Below are 17,399 nucleotides of genomic sequence, written 5' to 3'. Positions count from 1 at the left end.
TATTCAATAGCCTCCAAATGTATAGTGCTTATTCTTTCCAATTCTTGTGGACGAATTGGCTGATGCGTTCTACTGCCTCTTCCAACAATTCAAGAGATGTTGCATAGGACAAACGGATAGTCGAATGCGCGCCGAATCCAGATCCTGGAATCACCGCTACGTTCGCTTCTTCGAGCAATGCTTTCGCAAAATCATCCACTGATGAAAAACCGGTTTTCGCTGCAGCTTCAGAAACGTCCGGCAGCAAATAGAATGCCCCTTGAGGACGCAAAACGGTGAATCCTAGAATTTCTTCCAGTTTAGGGAAAATAGCTTCCAGACGGCTTTCAAATGCCTGGCGCATTTCTTCCACGGCATCTTGAGGCCCATTATACGCCTCGATTGCAGCATATTGTGATGTGGTCGTCGGGTTTGAAGTCGAATGGCTCGCAAGGTCAGTCATTGCTTTGATCAATTCCTTATCGCCAGCTGCATAGCCGATGCGCCATCCGGTCATTGAATGCGATTTCGACACGCCATTAATGATGACCGTGCGGTTTTTAGCATCTTCTGACAGCTCTGCCACTGAAATATGGACAGCATCGCCGTAGATCAATTTTTCGTAAATTTCATCGGAAACGATGAGGATATCTGCTTCGCGGCACACTTCAGCGAGTGCTTCAAGCTCTTCTTTCGAGTACAGCATGCCTGTTGGATTGCTTGGCGAGTTGATGATAACGGCTTTCGTGCGGTCTGTAATCGCTTCGCGCAATTGTTGGGGAGTGATTTTATACGATTGCCCGGCTGTCGCTTCTATGTAAACCGGCACGCCTCCAGCCAATTTCACCTGTTCCGGATAGCTGACCCAATAAGGAATCGGGATGATGACTTCGTCGCCTTCGTTCAACAATACTTGGAATAGCGTATAAAGTACATGTTTTGCCCCGACGCCGACCAGGATTTCATTTTTATCATAGCTTAGTCCCTGGTCGCGCTGCAATTTGTCCTGGATCGCTTGTTTTAGCGCCGGCAACCCGCCCGCAGGCGTATACTTCGTCTTGCCTTCTTCCATCGAGCGCTCGGCTGCATCGAGAATGTTTTGAGGCGTATTATAATCCGGTTCTCCTGCCCCAAGCCCGATGACGTCAACGCCTTGCGCTTTTAGTTCATTCGCTTTTGCCGTAATCGCCAATGTCGTGGATGGCGTTAAGGTCTGTACGCGGTTTGCTAATTTCAACAAATTGATCAACCCTTTCACAAATTCAATATGCGTTTCCACCAAGTGCCGTCTTCGGCTAAAAGATAGACGTAGTTCAAGCGTCCCGCTTCGTTCAAAAAGGCGATTTCCCATACAGCCCCGGCCTCTTCCATGCCAAGCTTTGTATGGAGGATTTCCTCGACTTCCATATCTTCCTGAACGATTTCGCGCGCTTGTTGAGCGGTCAATTGGTCTTCAAGCATTAATGCTTCCATGTCCCCTTCTTCAGGAACGAAGGCGGCTTTTATCTGTCCTTCCCCGTCCGTTCCAAGAACCGTCACGGATTGGGTCGAGCTGGAATAGACGTATGCCCGCTCCACTTCATCGAGCAGCCCTTCCGCCTCCACTTTTTCTACGGCTGCTTGTTCCGCTTCTGAGAACGGTTTATTGCCGAGGAATAAAATGACCAGCACAATAGCTACAGCCAAAAAAGACAGAAAAACAACGATGAATTTCATCCATTCTTTCATATGATCACCTAGGTTTTATAAATTGTGAAAACCGCTTTTGTCTGGTCGTCTTTATCAAGCGCCAGGCCAAACATCAAATCACGGTCTTTCAATGTCCGGTTCAATGCATCGACCACTTTGTACAGGTCGGATTGATACTCGACTTGCACAGTGTTTAATACTTCGATCTTGGATTCCATTGTTCGGCACTTCCTTTCGATTGAGGGAACCGTTCTTCCCTCTTTATCCTTGCTTATTATACCAATGTTCAATATCGGTTACCATCTTTTCCAAAGACACTTTGGCGACCGGCACGTCCGGCAAGGCATGAAGGAATTCCTCGCCGTATGATTTCGTTTCAATGCGGCGGTCCAGCACGATAAACAAGCCCTTGTCCTTTTTCGAGCGGATCAGCCGCCCGAACCCTTGGCGCAAACGCAGCACAGCTTCTGGCAAGGCATAATGCATAAATGGATTAATGCCTTCTTTCGAGATGATCCGTGATTTCGCTTTAAAAACAGGCTCTTCAGGCGATGTAAAGGGCAACCTTACGACGACAACAGCTCGCAGCGCATCACCAGGCACATCGACGCCTTCCCAAAAACTATTCGTCCCGAACAATACCGATTTCTGGAATCGCTGGAACGACTTCAATAATTTCATACGGCTTCCCGAAGACATGCCTTGCGCAAACAGCATATAATCATCGAGCAGCTGGGAATCCTGGATCAAATCGACCGTTTTCCTCAGCATGTCCTGTGAAGTGAACAACACAAAACAGCGCCCTTCGGTGACAAGCACCGTCTGGGTGACCGCGTCCGCCACGGATTCGATGTATTCCTGCTGGGACACTTGCTGGATGTCCGGCATGTCTTCAACGATATAGACTTTTGCGCCGCTGTAAAATTGATCGGCAGGTTCAAACTTTTCGATCGGCACCTGATTCGGTATGCCGAGCTGGTTGACGATAAAGCGTTCGTTCGATGGGACGCTCATCGTGCCTGACAGCCAAATGACCGCTTTTTCGCCTCTCGCCTGGCCGATGACCTTATCGACCAGCGACGCGACTTCATAGGGCCGTTTGTAGAGCGATAAGCTCGTCGGCATGCTGCGTAAGTCTCCTTCGATCCAGGAAACTTCATCTTCTTTCGGGAACAGGAAAATTTCACTGAACTCCACCGATTTCAGCATCAATTCTTCTGTCCAATAACGGAAATCTGCGAGCACGAGCCGTTCATTCATCGTCAGTTCCGTGAAGCGTTCTGCTTTTTGCAGGATGGTCTGGGCGATGTCGATCCAACTATTCAAGAATCTCAGCAAATCCATGAAACTTTCCCGTTCGAAATCCAATTCATCCAATAAAGATGCGCATTTCCGTGTGCGGCTATTATGGAATTTGTTCTGGAAAGCCTGCGCAAGATAGAGCGTCACTTCATCGAATAAACTGGTGTACTTCAAATACAAAGATTCCATTTGCAAAAGCTCAGGTACCCTGGCAAAGCCGTGCGATTCGGCGACGCGGTAGAATTTTGAAAACAGCTGATTTTCATCAAAGCTCCCCAACTGGCCGAATACATAGCGCCATTGCGTGTAGACGAAAGTCTTCTCTTTATAGGCAACTGCTGCCTGCACGACTTGATGTGCTTCATCCCATATATAGGCCTCAACGTTCTTCAATATTGCGCGCTTTTGGTTATGTGGATTCAATAGGAATGCGTGGTTGGTCACAATGACATCGGCATGTTCGGCTTCTGTCAGTGCGTGTTCGTAGAAATCGACGGTTTTTTCAAGCTTTGTCAATTTCCTCAAATGTGAACGGCGCACTTTGTCGACCAGCAACTGGCCGCCGCTCGACACGTTCAATTCATTTAAATCGCCCGTCTTGGTCGAAGTCAGCCAGACCATGATCTGCATGATCGTGAACGTTTCATCATAAGACTCATCTTCCCCGTGAAGCAACTCGAAAAAGCGTCCCAAATCGATATAATGCGACAGCCCTTTAATGAGCGCGACGTGGATGTTTGCGCCGAGAAACTCTTCTGCGAGCTTGACTTCCTTGGAGACGAGCTGGTCCTGCAGGTGGGTCGTATACGTACTGATGACCACTTGCTTGCCGGATTCCTTAGCATAGGCCCCTGCTGGTAATAGGTAGCCCAGTGTCTTGCCCATGCCGGTCGATGCTTCAATTACCAGTTCACTTCGCTCATGGATGGCCCGTTCCACCGCTTGCATCATCGCGACTTGGCTCGGCCGCTGTTCGTATTCCGGCTTAACCGTTTCCAATCCATTTCGCCAAGCCGACTGCTGCGGCGAATCATTGAAGACTTGCGCGCGCTCCGCTTTCGGGACAATCGGAATGCCGCGGAAGCGACCATATCGATCGGCTTGGCCGTTGCGTTTTTGCTGCGTAATTTCAAATAGCAGCCGCGACAGGTCCGATTTCAATTGGAAAGACCGTTTATGCAAAAGGACAAGCGTATCATAAGGAAGTTCAGCCAACTCCTGTTTCGCACCTAAAAACAGTTCAGCCGTCGCCAAGGCATCATCATCAGCACGATGTGCGTTGTTCAAGCGAATGCCTTGTTCTGCCGCAATGTCCTGCAATTTATAACTGAAGGCAGTCGGATAAACCAGGCGCGAAAGCTCTACGGTATCCATGGCCAGCCCCTGCCATTTCGGCATGCCGGCACGGCTCAGTTCTGCCTGAAGAAACGGTAAATCAAAATGGATATTATGGGCAATGAAAATAGCGCCTTCCAATTGCCTGTAGATTTCCTCGGCGTACGCTTCAAAAGGCTCTGCACCTTCCACGTCCCGCTCCGTTATATTGGTCAGATCCTGTATGAACGCCGGAATTTTCCGTTGCGGATTGATAAATTTCGTATATGTATCAACGATTTCTCCTTGTTCGATCGCCACCATCGCCAGTTGGATGATCCGGTCACCTTTTGCAGGGGAATGGCCCGTTGTTTCGATATCGACAACGACATATTTTTGGGAATTCATGATAACCCCTCTTTCTCAGGTGATTCTCTCAGGAAAAATTGTAACATATTCGCCAGCTGTTCGCCGGCGGGAACACGCCAAAAAAAGAAACACTCCAAAAGGGGGAGCTTTTCCCTTTTGGAGTGTTCAAGGATCGATCCTTACATGACCGTCGCTTCCGGTTCGTAATGGATGATTTCTTTGATGGAATTGTCTGCGTCCATAATTGCCACAGTCGGTTTATGGCTGCGCGCATCTTTATCCATGACATAGCCGTAAGATAAGATGATGACGATGTCTCCGCGCTGCACGAGGCGCGCTGCTGCCCCGTTGACACAGATAACGCCGCTGCCGCGTTCTCCGGCGATGATATACGTTTCGAAGCGGGCGCCATTATTATTATTGACGATATGGACTTTCTCATTCGGCAACATGCCGACTGCATCCAATAGATCCTGGTCAATCGTGATGCTGCCGACATAATTCAAATCGGCTTCAGTTACTGTCGCACGGTGGATTTTGGAATTGAGCATCATTCTAAGCATAGGTCAGTTCTCCTTTAAATTGAAAATGATATTGTCGATAAGCCGGGCTTTTGGGAATTGGACAGCGAGCGCGAGGATCGCTTGCCCGTTCGGCGCTTCGGTCAAGTCCGGATAAGACAGCAGCTCGATGTAATCGATTTTGCCGGAAGTTTCCGACTGGATAAAACGGGTCATCTCCGGAATCGGATTTTCTCCATCGCGAGCGGCTGTCACTCCCCGTTGCAAGGCTTGATAAAGTTTCGGTGCTTCCACACGTTCTGTTTCGCTCAGATAGACATTACGCGAGCTTTTGGCAAGCCCGTCCTGTTCACGGACTGTTGCGATGCGGCGGATTTCAAGCGGGAAATCGAAATCCCGCACAAGCGACTCAATGATCGCCAGCTGCTGTGCATCTTTCTGGCCAAAATAGGCTAGGTCGGGTTGAACAAGATGGAATAATTTCGTCACTACTTTCAACACGCCATCAAAATGTCCCGGGCGGCTTTCCAGCTCCCATCGTGATTTGCGATTTACGCGGGTACATCTCTTCTACAGACGGCGCAAAGATCACGTCGACGCCTGCTTTTTCAGCGAGCATGCTGTCGCGGTCAAAATTGCGTGGATAGCGGTCAAAATCTTCATTCGGGCCGAATTGCGCCGGGTTGACGAAAATGCTCATGGCCACCACGTCGTTTTCCGATTTTGCGGATTCAACAAGTGCCAGATGCCCTTCGTGCAAAAAGCCCATCGTCGGCACCAATCCAATCGACTGACCGCTTTCTTTTGTGCTCAGGACCCAGTTTCTTAAGTCCTTCACCGTGTTTACGACTTTCATGTTTTCCTCTCCTTTTTAGGAGAAAACCATATAAAAAGCCCTCTGTCAGAAGACAGAAGGACAGAAAATTCAAATTCGGTTTCCTCCGTCCCTGTCACGTAATGATCAAGGCAGAATCATATTCATTTATTGTTTGTTGTTGCGTGCCACGGTGCAGTTCCCATCGGATACTGCCCGTTATTTTCACTATAGCAGAATTTCTGAAAAATGCCTATATCCTTTACTTTAGCTCGATATCTGCGGAATAAATGCCATGAAGCTTGCCGTCTGCTGTACGGAGCTGCAAGACGCCGTCTTCTGTAATGCCTTCCGCTATGCCTTCTAAGGTTTCACGCGACATGCGGGCGCGAACCGCTTTGCCGATTGTCGCGGAATGCCCTTCCCATAATATTTTTAACGGGGCAAATCCTTTTTCAATATAGAGCTCTGTATAGATTTCAAGAAAGTGCAGGATTTCCTGCACTAATTCCCTGCGGTTTACCAGCTCACCGGACTCAAGGCGCAAAGAAGTGGCGATGTCCTGAACGCCAGCATCAAAATCTTCCCGTTCTTGATTGACGTTGACGCCGATGCCGATGATCAAAGCTTGGATGCCATCAGCGTCCGATTGCAGCTCTGTCAGGATGCCTGTCGCTTTTTTGGTACCGAACAGGATATCGTTCGGCCATTTGATCGATGCTTCTAAACCCGTCACCGATTGAATCGCCCGGACGATCGCTACCGCAGCGACCAATGTGAACTGGGGGGCTTTATGGGGCGGGACGTCGGGACGCAAGATGATGCTCATCCAGATTCCTTGCCCCTTCGCCGAATCCCATTTTCTCATCAAGCGGCCTCTGCCTTCTGTCTGAAGCTCCGCAATGACCACCGTTCCATCCGGCGCGCCTTCTTGTGCCAGTTGGTGCGCAACGATTTGAGTCGATGCACATTGTTCCATATACTCGATCTGCTTGCCGATTTTTTTCGTTTTGAGGTCGGCCTGGACAAGAAAAGCTTCCAGGCTGTCTGGGCTTTTTTGGATGCGGTAGCCTTTTTTGCGCACCGATTCGATTTCATAGCCCATTTCCTCAAGTTCTTTCATATGTTTCCAAATCGCCGTTCTAGAAACCCCGAACTCGTCTGCCAATTGCTGGCCTGACACCGGTTCAGATCCCGCTTCCAATAGCCGTGTCGCCAATTTATGTGTGACGGTGATATTCATCTATGAACCAGTCCTTTATCCGTTCTTTATCATTGGCCAAGCGGCGTTCGACCACTGCTTTTTCAATATGCAAGGTCCATTCTTTCAGCCATGGCCCCGCCTTTTTTCCAGTCCATTCCATCAAATCACGCCCATTCGCCGCAAGTTCTGATTTCGATTGGATTGGCAATGCCTGTTGCCGCTCTTTCACCGCTTGCGTTTTATGCGATGTAGTCTGTGCAATCGTCAATTGGCGTTCGGTGAAGCTGTAATAGACCCAGTCGTCCCAAAGCGACAGCCGGCTCGCTTCAAGCGCCCGTTGAAGGTCTTTTTTGTCTTGGTTGGAGAAACGGTATTCACGTATTGCACCGAAAGTCTCGCCATTTTGATGCAATAGGTAAAACCAGCCCGACAATGGATCTTTGTTGGATGTGTATCCAGACCAATCCAGCTCAAAAAGTCCGCCGGATGGCAAAAATTGGTTCAGGCGGGTTTCGATCAAATAACGCATGCTGATGTGCGGGGCTGCAGAAACCATGACTTTGTCCAATTCCGCCTTGATGCGCTCCATCGCGACGGACTGTATCTTCTCTGCATGTTCGATGATAGCTTGTTTGGTCGCGGGCTCGATATGGAAATTCAGCTGCCCAGAAAAGCGGATCGCCCGCAGCATGCGCAAAGCATCTTCTGCGAAACGCTCTTGTGGAACACCGACGGCACGGATGATGCCTGCACTTAGATCTTCTTTGCCGCCGAAAGGATCGATGATTTTCATTTGTTCAGTCATCGCCATTGAATTGATGGTAAAATCACGGCGTTTTAGATCTTCTTGCAACGAATTGACGAATTCCACTTTATCCGGCCTCCGATTATCCGAATAGCCGCTTTCTGTTCGGAATGTCGTGACTTCGGTTCCTTGGCCCTCAATGAGGATCATAACCGTCCCATGCTCGATTCCTGTATCGATCGACCGTTCGAATAGGGCTTTCACTTGTTCGGGTGACGCCGATGTCGCTACATCGATATCATGAGGCACGGATCCGCGCAAATAATCCCGCACCGCGCCGCCAACCATATAGGCTTCAAATCCCGCTTCTTTTAAACGCGCGATAATCTGCTTGGCCCGTTTCATTGCTTATCGGCCTTTTTCAGCAAGCGCGCGTATAGCGTTTCGTATTCGGCGAGGATTTTCTCTGAGCTAAAGCGTTTGGTCGCGGTTTCCAAAGCCGTCACCGACAATTTTTCATGGAGCATATCGTCGGTCAATATGCGGATTGCCGCATCAGCCGCAGCATCAATATCGCCCAGTTCCACCAAAAAGCCGTTTTCGCCCGGTTCGATGATTTCCGGAATGCCTCCGATTTGCGTACCGATTGCCGGCACGCCGCAAGCCATTGCCTCAAGCAACACAAGGCCAAACGCCTCTTTTTCCGACATCAGCAATTTCACATCGCTCATGCTGTAAAGCTCGGATAGATTGTCGCGCTTGCCGAGGAACAAGACCTCCTGTTCAATATGGAGGTCTTTCACTTGCTGGTGGATGCGGCTCATTTCAGGGCCGTCGCCGACCAGCAATAATTTGGCGCCGACCGTCTTTTGCACTATTGCAAAAGTGGAGACGACATCTTCCACCCGCTTCACTTTGCGGAAATTCGACACATGGATCAATACTTTTTCATGCGCTTCAATGCCTAGCTCTTCCTTCAACTTAGCTGAATCGTGCAGATGATATTCCCGTTCGTCGACAAAATTATGGACGGTTTCAATCTCTTTGTCCGGTGCGATCATGTCATAGGTCTGCTGTTTCAATGAATCCGACACTGCCGTCACGATATCGGATTTCTCGATGCCGTAACGGATTGCATCTTTTAAAGAGCTGTCTGTACCGAGGACTGTAATATCGGTGCCGTGCAAAGTCGTGACAATGCCGATATCGGACCCTGCCATATCGCGTCCCAATATCGCACAAACGGCATGAGGGATCGCGTAATGCACATGCAGAAGGTCAAGTTCTTCGTTTTTGATCACTTCCGCAATCTTCGTTGCCAGCGCGATATCATACGGTGCATATTGAAACACTGAATAGCTGTTGACATCCACTTGGTGGCTGAATATATTCGCATACAGCCGGTTTAGCCGGAACGGTGTACTCGAGGTGATGAAATGGATTTCATGGCCTTTTTCAGCCAGCATTTTCCCCAGTTCCGTCGCCACTACACCAGATCCGCCGACTGTCGGGTAACATGTAATTCCGATTTTCATTTTTCGCAAAATTTCTCCTCCTATTTCCGGCGGTCGCTGAGGAGCCGCCAATCGACCAAGCCATTTTCCAAACCTTTCAGGAGGACTTCGGCTGTTCCCATATTGGTCGCAAGCGGGATTTGGTATACATCACAAAGGCGGATTAAAGCCGTAACGTCCGGCTCGTGCGGCTGGGCTGTCAGCGGATCACGGAAAAAAATGATCATATCCATTTCATTCTGTGCAATCATCGCCCCGATCTGCTGGTCACCGCCAAGCGGCCCGGATTGAAAACGATGGACCGATAGGCCAGTTCCTTCTACCAAGCGGGAGCCGGTCGTTCCTGTTGCGTACAACTGATGCTTCGCCAAGATAGGTTTATAAGCTAATGCAAATTGTATCAAATCATCTTTTTTTCGATCGTGCGCAACCAATGCGATATTCATCAAATCGCCTCCATTATTTTAGCCTATGATATGTTCCAGGCCGTAAATTAATTCTTTGCGTTCTACCACTTCGCGAATCGACAAACTGACGCCAGACATGAACGAACCGCGGTTGAACGAATCGTGGCGCAATGTCAAAAGCTGTCCTTCGCCGCCAAGCAGCACTTGCTGATGGGCAACTAATCCCGGCAGGCGGACGCTATGGATGCGCATACCTTCGTAGTCTGCACCGCGAGCGCCTTGCAAAGTTTCTTTCTCATCTAGATGCCCTTGCTGATGCACGGGCCGCGTTTCACTCATCATATGCGCTGTCTTCATTGCGGTACCTGACGGGGCATCCAGTTTTTGGTCATGATGCATTTCGATGATTTCCACATCCGGCAAATATCTTGCCGCCTGTTCTGCAAATTTCATCATCAAGACTGCCCCCACCGCAAAATTAGGCGCGATGATGCAGCCAAGCGCTGAGGTTTTGGCAAGTTCTTTCAATTCTTCCAATTCCTCAGTGGAAAATCCTGTTGTCCCGACGACCGGGCGGATACCGAGCTGCAGCGCTTGTTTGGTATGCGCATAGACATGCTCGGGCGTCGTCAAATCGACGAGGACATCCGGTGCATGCTGGCCGTGAAGCTTTTCTAGATCGGTAAAGACCGGCACTTGAAAACTTTCAGGAAACAAGCCTGTCTCCGCCAACGTTGCACCGATATCTTTATAATCCAGTGCTGCCACGAGTTCCATATCGGTATTTTCCATTACAGTATGTACAGCTTCTTTGCCCATTTTCCCGCGGGCTCCGGCAATCGCTACTTTTATCGTCATCATTGTTCTTCCTTTCTTGTCCAGCGGTCTTTATCACGGGTCCGGAATTTTTCCATGACCCCGTCGTGGGCTTCCTGCAAATCGATATTCATAGAGTTGGCCATGGAAATCAAGACAAATAGCACATCGCCCATTTCCTCTGCAATCAGCTTTTCGGCCTCTGTCTCTTTTTTCTTTTTCGGCCCGTACACATGATTGACTTCACGCGCCAATTCCCCAAGCTCTTCGGTCATTCGCGCAAGCATTTCCATCGGCTCAAAATATCCTTCTTTAAACTGCCCGATATGGCGGTCCACTTCTTGCTGTAATTGCCTCATGCTTTTATCTGCGTTCACTGTCATCACACTCCCATTCAATCGTAAAGAAAACGGGGGGTGTTGTCAAAAACGGCATCATGGCAGATAATACAGAAGTTAATGACAAAAAAGGGAGGCTGCTTTTTTATGAAAGATCTTCAGTTGAAAAATATCTTTTTCATCCTTCTCGGCTCAGCTATCTATAGTTTCGGCTTTGTTCATTTTAATATCCAAAATGAGCTCGGTGAAGGCGGCTTCGCAGGGATCACGCTGATCCTGTATTTCCTTTGGAACTGGGATCCTGCACTGATGAACCTGTTATTGAACATTCCCTTATTCTTTATCGGCTGGAAGCTGCTTGGTCGCAAGATATTTCTTTATACGATCATCGGCACGGTCGCTGTTTCTGCTTTCTTGAAAATCTTCCTTGTCTACGAAGTCCAAATCCCCTTGCGTGATGATTTGTTTCTCGCCGCTTTGTTTGCCGGCGTCTTTGTCGGGATGGGGCTAGGTATCATCTTCCGCTACGGAGGGACGACCGGCGGGGTTGATATTATCGCCAGGCTCGTTCAAAAATACCTCGGCTGGAGCATGGGCAAGACGATGTTCCTGTTCGATGCCATGGTCATCATGCTATCGTGGCTGACGTTCCTCGACTACCGCTCCATGATGTATACGCTCGTCGCAGTCTTCGTTGGCGCCCGCGTTATTGATTTCGTCCAAGAAGGGGCCTATTCCGGACGCGGCGCGTTAATCATTTCCAATTCACAAGAAGAGATTGCAAGCCGCATTGCCATCGAAATGGATCGCGGCATCACGATTCTTCGCGGCTATGGCCATTTCACGAAAGAAGAGCGCGAAGTCCTTTACTGCGTCGTAGCGCGCAACGAACTCGTCAGATTGAAGAACATTGTCAATTCCGTCGATCCCCACGCATTCGTCTCATTAATTGAAGTGCATGATGTCATGGGTGAAGGGTTTACGCTCGATGAACAAAAACAGCCTCTTTAATGAAATTGGGCCAAATAAAAAACGGTCCCGTTTCGTTTTATTATGAACGGTCCATGCTTGTGTAGATCAAGATCAGACGAGCAAGTTCGATCACGGCAACTGCAGTCGCTGCTACATAAGTCATCGCTGCTGCGTTCAATACTTTTTTCGCATGTCTCTCTTCATCGTTGCGGATGATGTTATGCGACAACAGCTGGTCCATCGCGCGGTTTGAAGCGTTAAACTCCACCGGCAAAGTGACCAATTGGAACAACACACCAACTGCAAGAAGCGCGATACCGATCAACAAGGCTCCGCTCATCTGTGCGAACAAGCCGATCATGATAAACACCCAAGACATATTCGATGAAATATTGACCATCGGCACAAGGCGGTGGCGGAAACGCAGGAACGAATAATCCGTCGCATCCTGGATCGCGTGCCCCACTTCGTGCGCTGCGACAGCCGTGCCGGCTACCGATGGCTCATGGTAGTTATGGCTGCTGAGCGCAACCGTTTTGGTCATCGGGTTGTAATGGTCGCTAAGCATGCCGCGGCTTTCGACTACTTTCACATTACTCAGGCCGTTCTGGTCAAGGATGATGCGAGCCACTTCGGCCCCTGTATGCCCGGAAGTCGACCGGACTTTGGAATACTTCTTATATGTGCTTTTCAATTTCATTTGAGCCCAAATCGGCACAATCAACAAGACGATAAAATAAATCAAATAGCCGCCCAATCCCATTTTAATGATCAACCTCTCTTTTTGTTTCTATATCCCTATTTTACTTGTTTTTCTGACTTTCGGTCAACTAATACGCCGCGGTTCTAGATGGCGGTTCTGTGACGCCGTGAACCATGCAAACGCGATGCAGGCAATCGACAGCCAGAAGGTAAAATAGCCGATTTCTGAGCTGAATTCGCTCAAACTCGAATAGATTGGCATTTGCCCGAAAACATAATCGATGACATCGTTATGCAAAGTCCAGATCGCGGTGAGTGCCACCGATATATAGCCGAAGCGGTAATGCTCGAAATAAAGCACCGCTTGCAGTGCCATGGCGAAATGAGAAGCGACGAGCATCCAGCCCAGCCACCCGATCGACCCGGTGTGCACGAGCGTCAACAAATTCATGACGACCGCCCATAGGCCATATTTGATCAAGGTGACAAAAGCGAGTGCTTCGATGAGCGGACTGTGCTTGCCGATGATCCATAGTCCAAGGACAATCGTAAAAAACAAGCTCGCGGTCGGGCTATCCGGCACGAAGATGAGAAATATCGGCTCCGTAATGCGCAATTGCCAACCATACCATATGTATCCGTAAATGGTTCCGCCCAAATTGACGAAAAACAGCAATATCAAAAACGGACGGAACATTAGCCAAGCCGAAATTTTTGCTGTGAATTCCACCATCCAATCTCCCTTTCCTGTGCAAAAAAAAGAGCCGGTTTCCCGGCTCTTTTACATTGCATTATTCAGCTTCAAGTCCAGCAATAAACTCAGTCATAACTTGAAGATCTTCTTCTGAACCATCCCAAGATGGCGGCATGGATTGAACTCCGCCAGCTTCGATACCATTCACGGCAATTTCAGCGATTTCTTCTGCTGACAAGCCAGTTCCGATTAAGCTCGGCCCGACTGCCCCTTCCAAATTGTCGCCGTGGCAGCTGATACAAGCCGCTGCTGAATAGATTTCATATCCAGGGTCCGCTGTATCAATTTCAACTTCTTCCGTGATTTCCCCTTGGCGAGCCGCTGCTTCCCAGTCATGGTTAGCTACGGATTCCCAAGTAAGGAAAACGATGGATGCGATTGCCAAAAGCATGAAGCCCGTCGGCAATGGGCGTTTCGATGGACGGCGTTCCGGTCCGCGATCAAGGAACGGAGCAAGCATCAAGGCACCGAACGCAAGGCCCGGCATGATGATTGCGCCGACGATGTTAAATGGGCCGGACGCAAATTCATATTTCAATAATTGGTATAAGAACAAGAAATACCAGTCTGGCAATGGAATATATGCCGTGTCTGTCGGATCAGCCTGGCCTTCAAGAGGCGAAGGGTGGGCGACAGTCAAGAGCAAATAGCCAATTAGGAAGACAGAACCGATCATCCATTCTTTTAGAAGGAAGTTCGGCCAGAAGGCTTCTGTTTTGCCAGGATATTCGGAGTAATCTTTCGGGATATTCGGTTTCCGAAACTCCTTGCTCGGAACACGTGAATCCCCTACAAATTTCATCCCTTTTCCGCGGTGCATAGTGTCCCCTCCTTAAAATCCTTGGTCAAGGATGAATTACAATGGTCCTGAAATACCTTGTCTTCTGATCATGATAAAGTGTGCTGCGAGCAACCCAAGCAAAGCAGCAGGCAAGAAGAAGACGTGGATCGCGAAGAAGCGTGTCAAAGTTTGTGCGCCGAGAATCGTTGAATCCCCTGCAAGCAAAATTTTGATCGTTTCGCCGATCACCGGTACAGAAGCTGCAATTTCAATCCCAACTTTTGTTGCGAACAATGCTTTCATATCCCATGGAAGCAAGTAACCTGTGAAAGATAGGCCGAGGATTACGCCAAATAGCATAACGCCGACTACCCAGTTGAGCTCACGAGGTTTCTTATAAGACCCTGTGAAGAATACGCGCAGTGTATGAAGGAAAATCATAACTACTACTAAAGAAGCTCCCCAGTGGTGCATCCCACGCACGATTTCTCCAAAAGCGACTTCATTCTGGAGATAATAAACCGACTGCCAAGCATTTTCAATATCCGGCACGTAATACATGGTAAGGAACATGCCAGACAGGATCTGGATGACTGTGATAAAGAACGTCAGTCCTCCGAAACAATAGACAAATGCTGAAAAGTGGTGTGCGGGGTTAACGTGTTCCGGTACTTCATGGTCTGCAATATCGCGCCAGATCGGCGTGATGTCCAATCGCTCGTCTACCCAATCATATAACTTGTTTAGCACTGGTGTCGTACCCCCTAACTATTAAACTAAAGTATTTGGTTTTACTTGTCCGATGGCTACAAAACCATCCTGCTCTTGAACGTCGTACTCATCAAGAGGTCCGAGCGGTGGCGTACCTGGAATGTTCTGGCCGTTTTTCTCATAGCGTCCAGCGTGGCACGGGCAGAAGAACTGTGTTGGCTGTTCTGGGTCCCCGCCCCAGTTGACTGTGCATCCCAAGTGTTTGCAGACAGGCGAGAGTGCGATTAGCTTGTCGCCTTCTTTGTAAACCCATGCAGAATTTGTGACTTCAGATGTATACCATGCGTCCACTTGTTCAAATGTAAAGTCGACACGTACAGGCTCTTCTGTGATATCGGCAACAGCCTGGTCAGTCAAAACATAATCTCCAGCGTCTTTTTGCTGCAACACCGGATCGACTGCAAAACGCACCATCGGCATTAACATTCCTGCTGCCATGAAACCACCTACACCAGTCAGTGTGTAACCTAAAAATTGGCGTCGTGATACACGATTATTACTCATTCTTTTCCCCCCTCTAACATTCAAGGTCAGTCCAATGGACATACTCATTCAAATATAATTACTAGGACAACCTAATGATATATCAATCAAAACTTAAGGTCAATATCGCATTCAGTCTAATGGAATAGTTTGTGAACATTTCATGAATGATGTGTCCATTCTTTGGTAAACAGCGGCAACACTTGGCGCAGCTGGTCTTCCATGACCGATTTTTTGAAGGATTGGTCCATATCTCCCGTTGGAATGGCCGGCAGCCAGAGAACATTGTCAAGTTCTTCGACCGAGCGCCATTTCGGGTCAGTCGTTAGGTAGAAAATATGCTTGAATCCTGTTTCCGACAGTTCTTTTTTCAATTGTTCGCCCAGCTCTGTTCGGTCTGCCGCCCGGACATAAGAAATAGGCGGAAGCAAAAGAATCCGCCCTTTGAATTGCTTTTCCAGTATAACAGTTAGCGATTGCAAATATTCGGAAGCCCCAGCGCTCGCCTTCATGCCTGAAGCAGTCAAGTCCAATTCGATCAGCGGCACGACCGCCGTATCGACATAATCTTTTTGGCTTGCGTATAAATCGATGTCTTTGCTGTTGAAATGCATGTATTCAGTCACTCTCCATTTTTTTGGCCGATTTCACTACAGACAGCAAGGCAGACAGTTCAAAGAACCGGTCTTTATCTCCTGCGTCCAGTGCTTCGTCGATTTTTTTGAGGATCGTTTCTTCCTGGTAAGACGATAAACTCTCATTCAGTACCTTTTCTGCTATCAAGCGGTCCTGTTCGCTGACCGATGCCCCTTTTGGCATGTGTGGATTCTCTTCCAACACCGCGAGATACAACGGTGCAGGCGGAATGCTCGGGAAATTCAATTGCACAAATAAAGGTTCATCGGGATGGAGCCTGAGGTCGTGGAAGGACTTTTCGGCATCAGCGGTCATCAACTTGCCTTTATAGAATTGGAACGGGATTTGTTTGGATTCAGTCGTCGACATGACCATGGCACGGGGACAATAATGCGCTTCTTCCACAAAATGCGTTTTCTCCAGCAATTCATCATTGCTCAACAAGTAGTTGAGGATCCAAATGCATTCACGCCTTTTCATCTTATAAGACCCGAGGAACCAGCGGACAAATTGTTTTTTCTCCCCTACAGAAACAGATGCAGTCATATCGTCTCCCCCTTTCATTCAAACGATTGCAGCCAATCGAACCATTGTGGATTTTCGGGCTCCAGCGCTTGAAGTTGTTTAATTATTTCGAGAGCGCGGTCGCGTTTCCCTTCCTCTACTAAAAATAAGGCGAAGGACTCGAGGAACTCGGGATCGTCGGAAAATGCCGGATAGGCCTTGTCGTAATACTCCAGAGCTTTGCCGAACTGTTCTGTCCGGTCATACGCTTTAGCAATCATCGGATACAGTGCATGCCAGTCATTGCCGCTTTCGACAGCCATGGAGGCGAGTTCGAGCAACTCCTCGTCACGCTCTTCTGCATGGAAATAAGAGATCAGGGCATACAAGGCTTCCATATATTCGGGATCGAGCGCGATTGCCTGGCGCAGCATCTCCACGCCTTCCTCCCCTTTGCCGAGTTTCAGCGCGAGTTTCCCTGCGAACAAATACAATTCCTTGTCAAACTCATCACGCGCGAGTCCTTCTTTGATGGCATCGTAAGCACGTTTGTAATCTTCCATCATATTGAAGCATTGCGCTTTCAATAGATAAGCAGAAAAATAATCGGGATCGGCTGCCAACAGATCATCCAGCCGCTTCACCGACAATTCATATTGTTTCGCCTGAAAAGCGGCAAATGCAGCGCCGAACAAAACATCCGGCTGCGCTTCATCTTCGAGTGCGCGTTCATAATAAGGCAAAGCTTCCTCATAAGCCGCACCCGCACTGTATACTTCAGCCA

General features: G+C 48.7%; 20 protein-coding genes and 1 pseudogene. 1 reads left to right on the top strand and 20 read right to left on the bottom strand.

All coding sequences use genetic code 11. From position 1 onward, the window contains the following. Window positions 1-28: 28 nt before the first annotated feature. The 12 genes and pseudogenes from ON064_RS02550 to ON064_RS02495 form a co-directional block, all read right to left on the bottom strand. Complete coding sequence (locus ON064_RS02550; RefSeq protein WP_407951588.1) at window positions 29-1,219, bottom strand: pyridoxal phosphate-dependent aminotransferase; 1,191 nt, start codon at window positions 1,217-1,219, stop codon at window positions 29-31. A 14-nt stretch (window positions 1,220-1,233) separates the two neighbouring features. Then, window positions 1,234-1,707 carry a cell wall elongation regulator TseB-like domain-containing protein gene (locus ON064_RS02545; RefSeq protein WP_274623481.1) on the bottom strand — a complete coding sequence of 158 codons (474 nt, stop codon included), beginning with the start codon at window positions 1,705-1,707 and terminating at the stop codon, window positions 1,234-1,236. An 8-nt stretch (window positions 1,708-1,715) separates the two neighbouring features. Continuing rightward, a complete protein-coding gene (locus ON064_RS02540) occupies window positions 1,716-1,886 on the bottom strand; it encodes a YpmA family protein (protein ID WP_101190435.1) in 171 nt (56 codons plus the stop codon). 43 nt (window positions 1,887-1,929) lie between these two features. Then, window positions 1,930-4,692 (bottom strand): ATP-dependent DNA helicase DinG, encoded by a 2,763-nt coding sequence (dinG, locus tag ON064_RS02535; RefSeq protein WP_274623480.1) that lies wholly within the window; start codon window positions 4,690-4,692, stop codon window positions 1,930-1,932. 140 nt (window positions 4,693-4,832) lie between these two features. Further along, window positions 4,833-5,216 (bottom strand): aspartate 1-decarboxylase, encoded by a 384-nt coding sequence (panD, locus tag ON064_RS02530; RefSeq protein WP_058380581.1) that lies wholly within the window; start codon window positions 5,214-5,216, stop codon window positions 4,833-4,835. Between the two features lie 3 nt (window positions 5,217-5,219). Continuing rightward, window positions 5,220-6,030: pseudogene (gene panC / locus ON064_RS02525) on the bottom strand (pantoate--beta-alanine ligase). A gap of 220 nt (window positions 6,031-6,250) precedes the next feature. Next, entirely contained in the window at window positions 6,251-7,231 is a 981-nt protein-coding gene (locus ON064_RS02520) for a biotin--[acetyl-CoA-carboxylase] ligase (protein ID WP_274623479.1), read from the bottom strand. After that, window positions 7,209-8,342: a CCA tRNA nucleotidyltransferase gene (locus tag ON064_RS02515; protein ID WP_274623478.1), complete on the bottom strand. Its 1,134-nt coding sequence runs from the start codon at window positions 8,340-8,342 to the stop codon at window positions 7,209-7,211. Before ON064_RS02515 ends, ON064_RS02520 begins: the two co-directional genes overlap by 23 nt. Next, window positions 8,339-9,481: an N-acetyl-alpha-D-glucosaminyl L-malate synthase BshA gene (bshA, locus tag ON064_RS02510; protein ID WP_274623477.1), complete on the bottom strand. Its 1,143-nt coding sequence runs from the start codon at window positions 9,479-9,481 to the stop codon at window positions 8,339-8,341. Before bshA ends, ON064_RS02515 begins: the two co-directional genes overlap by 4 nt. A gap of 11 nt (window positions 9,482-9,492) precedes the next feature. Then, window positions 9,493-9,897, bottom strand: coding sequence for a methylglyoxal synthase (mgsA, locus tag ON064_RS02505; protein WP_058380577.1), 405 nt, complete (start codon window positions 9,895-9,897; stop codon window positions 9,493-9,495). An 18-nt stretch (window positions 9,898-9,915) separates the two neighbouring features. After that, window positions 9,916-10,716 (bottom strand): 4-hydroxy-tetrahydrodipicolinate reductase, encoded by an 801-nt coding sequence (dapB, locus tag ON064_RS02500; protein ID WP_274623476.1) that lies wholly within the window; start codon window positions 10,714-10,716, stop codon window positions 9,916-9,918. After that, entirely contained in the window at window positions 10,716-11,033 is a 318-nt protein-coding gene (locus ON064_RS02495; protein WP_407951587.1) for a nucleotide pyrophosphohydrolase, read from the bottom strand. Before ON064_RS02495 ends, dapB begins: the two co-directional genes overlap by 1 nt. A 126-nt stretch (window positions 11,034-11,159) precedes the next feature. Between ON064_RS02495 and ON064_RS02490 the strand changes: the two genes are divergently transcribed. Then, a complete protein-coding gene (locus tag ON064_RS02490; RefSeq protein WP_274623475.1) occupies window positions 11,160-12,023 on the top strand; it encodes a YitT family protein in 864 nt (287 codons plus the stop codon). Window positions 12,024-12,063: 40 nt separating this feature from the next. Here the strand turns inward: ON064_RS02490 and ON064_RS02485 are convergent, their stop codons facing one another. From ON064_RS02485 to ON064_RS02450, 8 genes are all read right to left on the bottom strand, one after another. Continuing rightward, window positions 12,064-12,747 carry a zinc metallopeptidase gene (locus tag ON064_RS02485; RefSeq protein WP_274623502.1) on the bottom strand — a complete coding sequence of 228 codons (684 nt, stop codon included), beginning with the start codon at window positions 12,745-12,747 and terminating at the stop codon, window positions 12,064-12,066. Between the two features lie 63 nt (window positions 12,748-12,810). Continuing rightward, the gene (gene lhaT, locus ON064_RS02480) at window positions 12,811-13,419 is read right to left on the bottom strand and encodes a lipoprotein heptaprenylglyceryl N-acetyltransferase LhaT (protein WP_274623474.1); all 609 of its coding nucleotides are present in this window, start codon (window positions 13,417-13,419) and stop codon (window positions 12,811-12,813) included. A gap of 58 nt (window positions 13,420-13,477) precedes the next feature. Further along, window positions 13,478-14,260 carry a menaquinol-cytochrome c reductase cytochrome b/c subunit gene (locus tag ON064_RS02475; protein WP_274623473.1) on the bottom strand — a complete coding sequence of 261 codons (783 nt, stop codon included), beginning with the start codon at window positions 14,258-14,260 and terminating at the stop codon, window positions 13,478-13,480. Window positions 14,261-14,296: 36 nt separating this feature from the next. Further along, window positions 14,297-14,971 carry a menaquinol-cytochrome c reductase cytochrome b subunit gene (gene qcrB, locus ON064_RS02470; protein WP_058380570.1) on the bottom strand — a complete coding sequence of 225 codons (675 nt, stop codon included), beginning with the start codon at window positions 14,969-14,971 and terminating at the stop codon, window positions 14,297-14,299. Between the two features lie 21 nt (window positions 14,972-14,992). Further along, entirely contained in the window at window positions 14,993-15,496 is a 504-nt protein-coding gene (locus ON064_RS02465; protein WP_274623472.1) for a QcrA and Rieske domain-containing protein, read from the bottom strand. A 140-nt stretch (window positions 15,497-15,636) separates the two neighbouring features. Continuing rightward, window positions 15,637-16,101: a YpiF family protein gene (locus ON064_RS02460; RefSeq protein WP_274623471.1), complete on the bottom strand. Its 465-nt coding sequence runs from the start codon at window positions 16,099-16,101 to the stop codon at window positions 15,637-15,639. Beyond that, window positions 16,094-16,657 (bottom strand): ReoY family proteolytic degradation factor, encoded by a 564-nt coding sequence (locus ON064_RS02455; RefSeq protein WP_274623470.1) that lies wholly within the window; start codon window positions 16,655-16,657, stop codon window positions 16,094-16,096. Before ON064_RS02455 ends, ON064_RS02460 begins: the two co-directional genes overlap by 8 nt. Window positions 16,658-16,671: 14 nt before the next feature. Next, on the bottom strand, window positions 16,672-17,399 hold a 728-nt coding region (locus ON064_RS02450; RefSeq protein ID WP_274623469.1), incomplete at its 5' end, for a tetratricopeptide repeat protein.

The sequence above is a fragment of the Planococcus sp. A6 genome (genome assembly GCF_028823615.1).
Classification (GTDB): Bacteria; Bacillota; Bacilli; order Bacillales_A; family Planococcaceae; genus Planococcus.
Note: the sequence above shows the minus strand (reverse complement) of the source record. Positions and strands in the feature narration are given on the sequence as shown.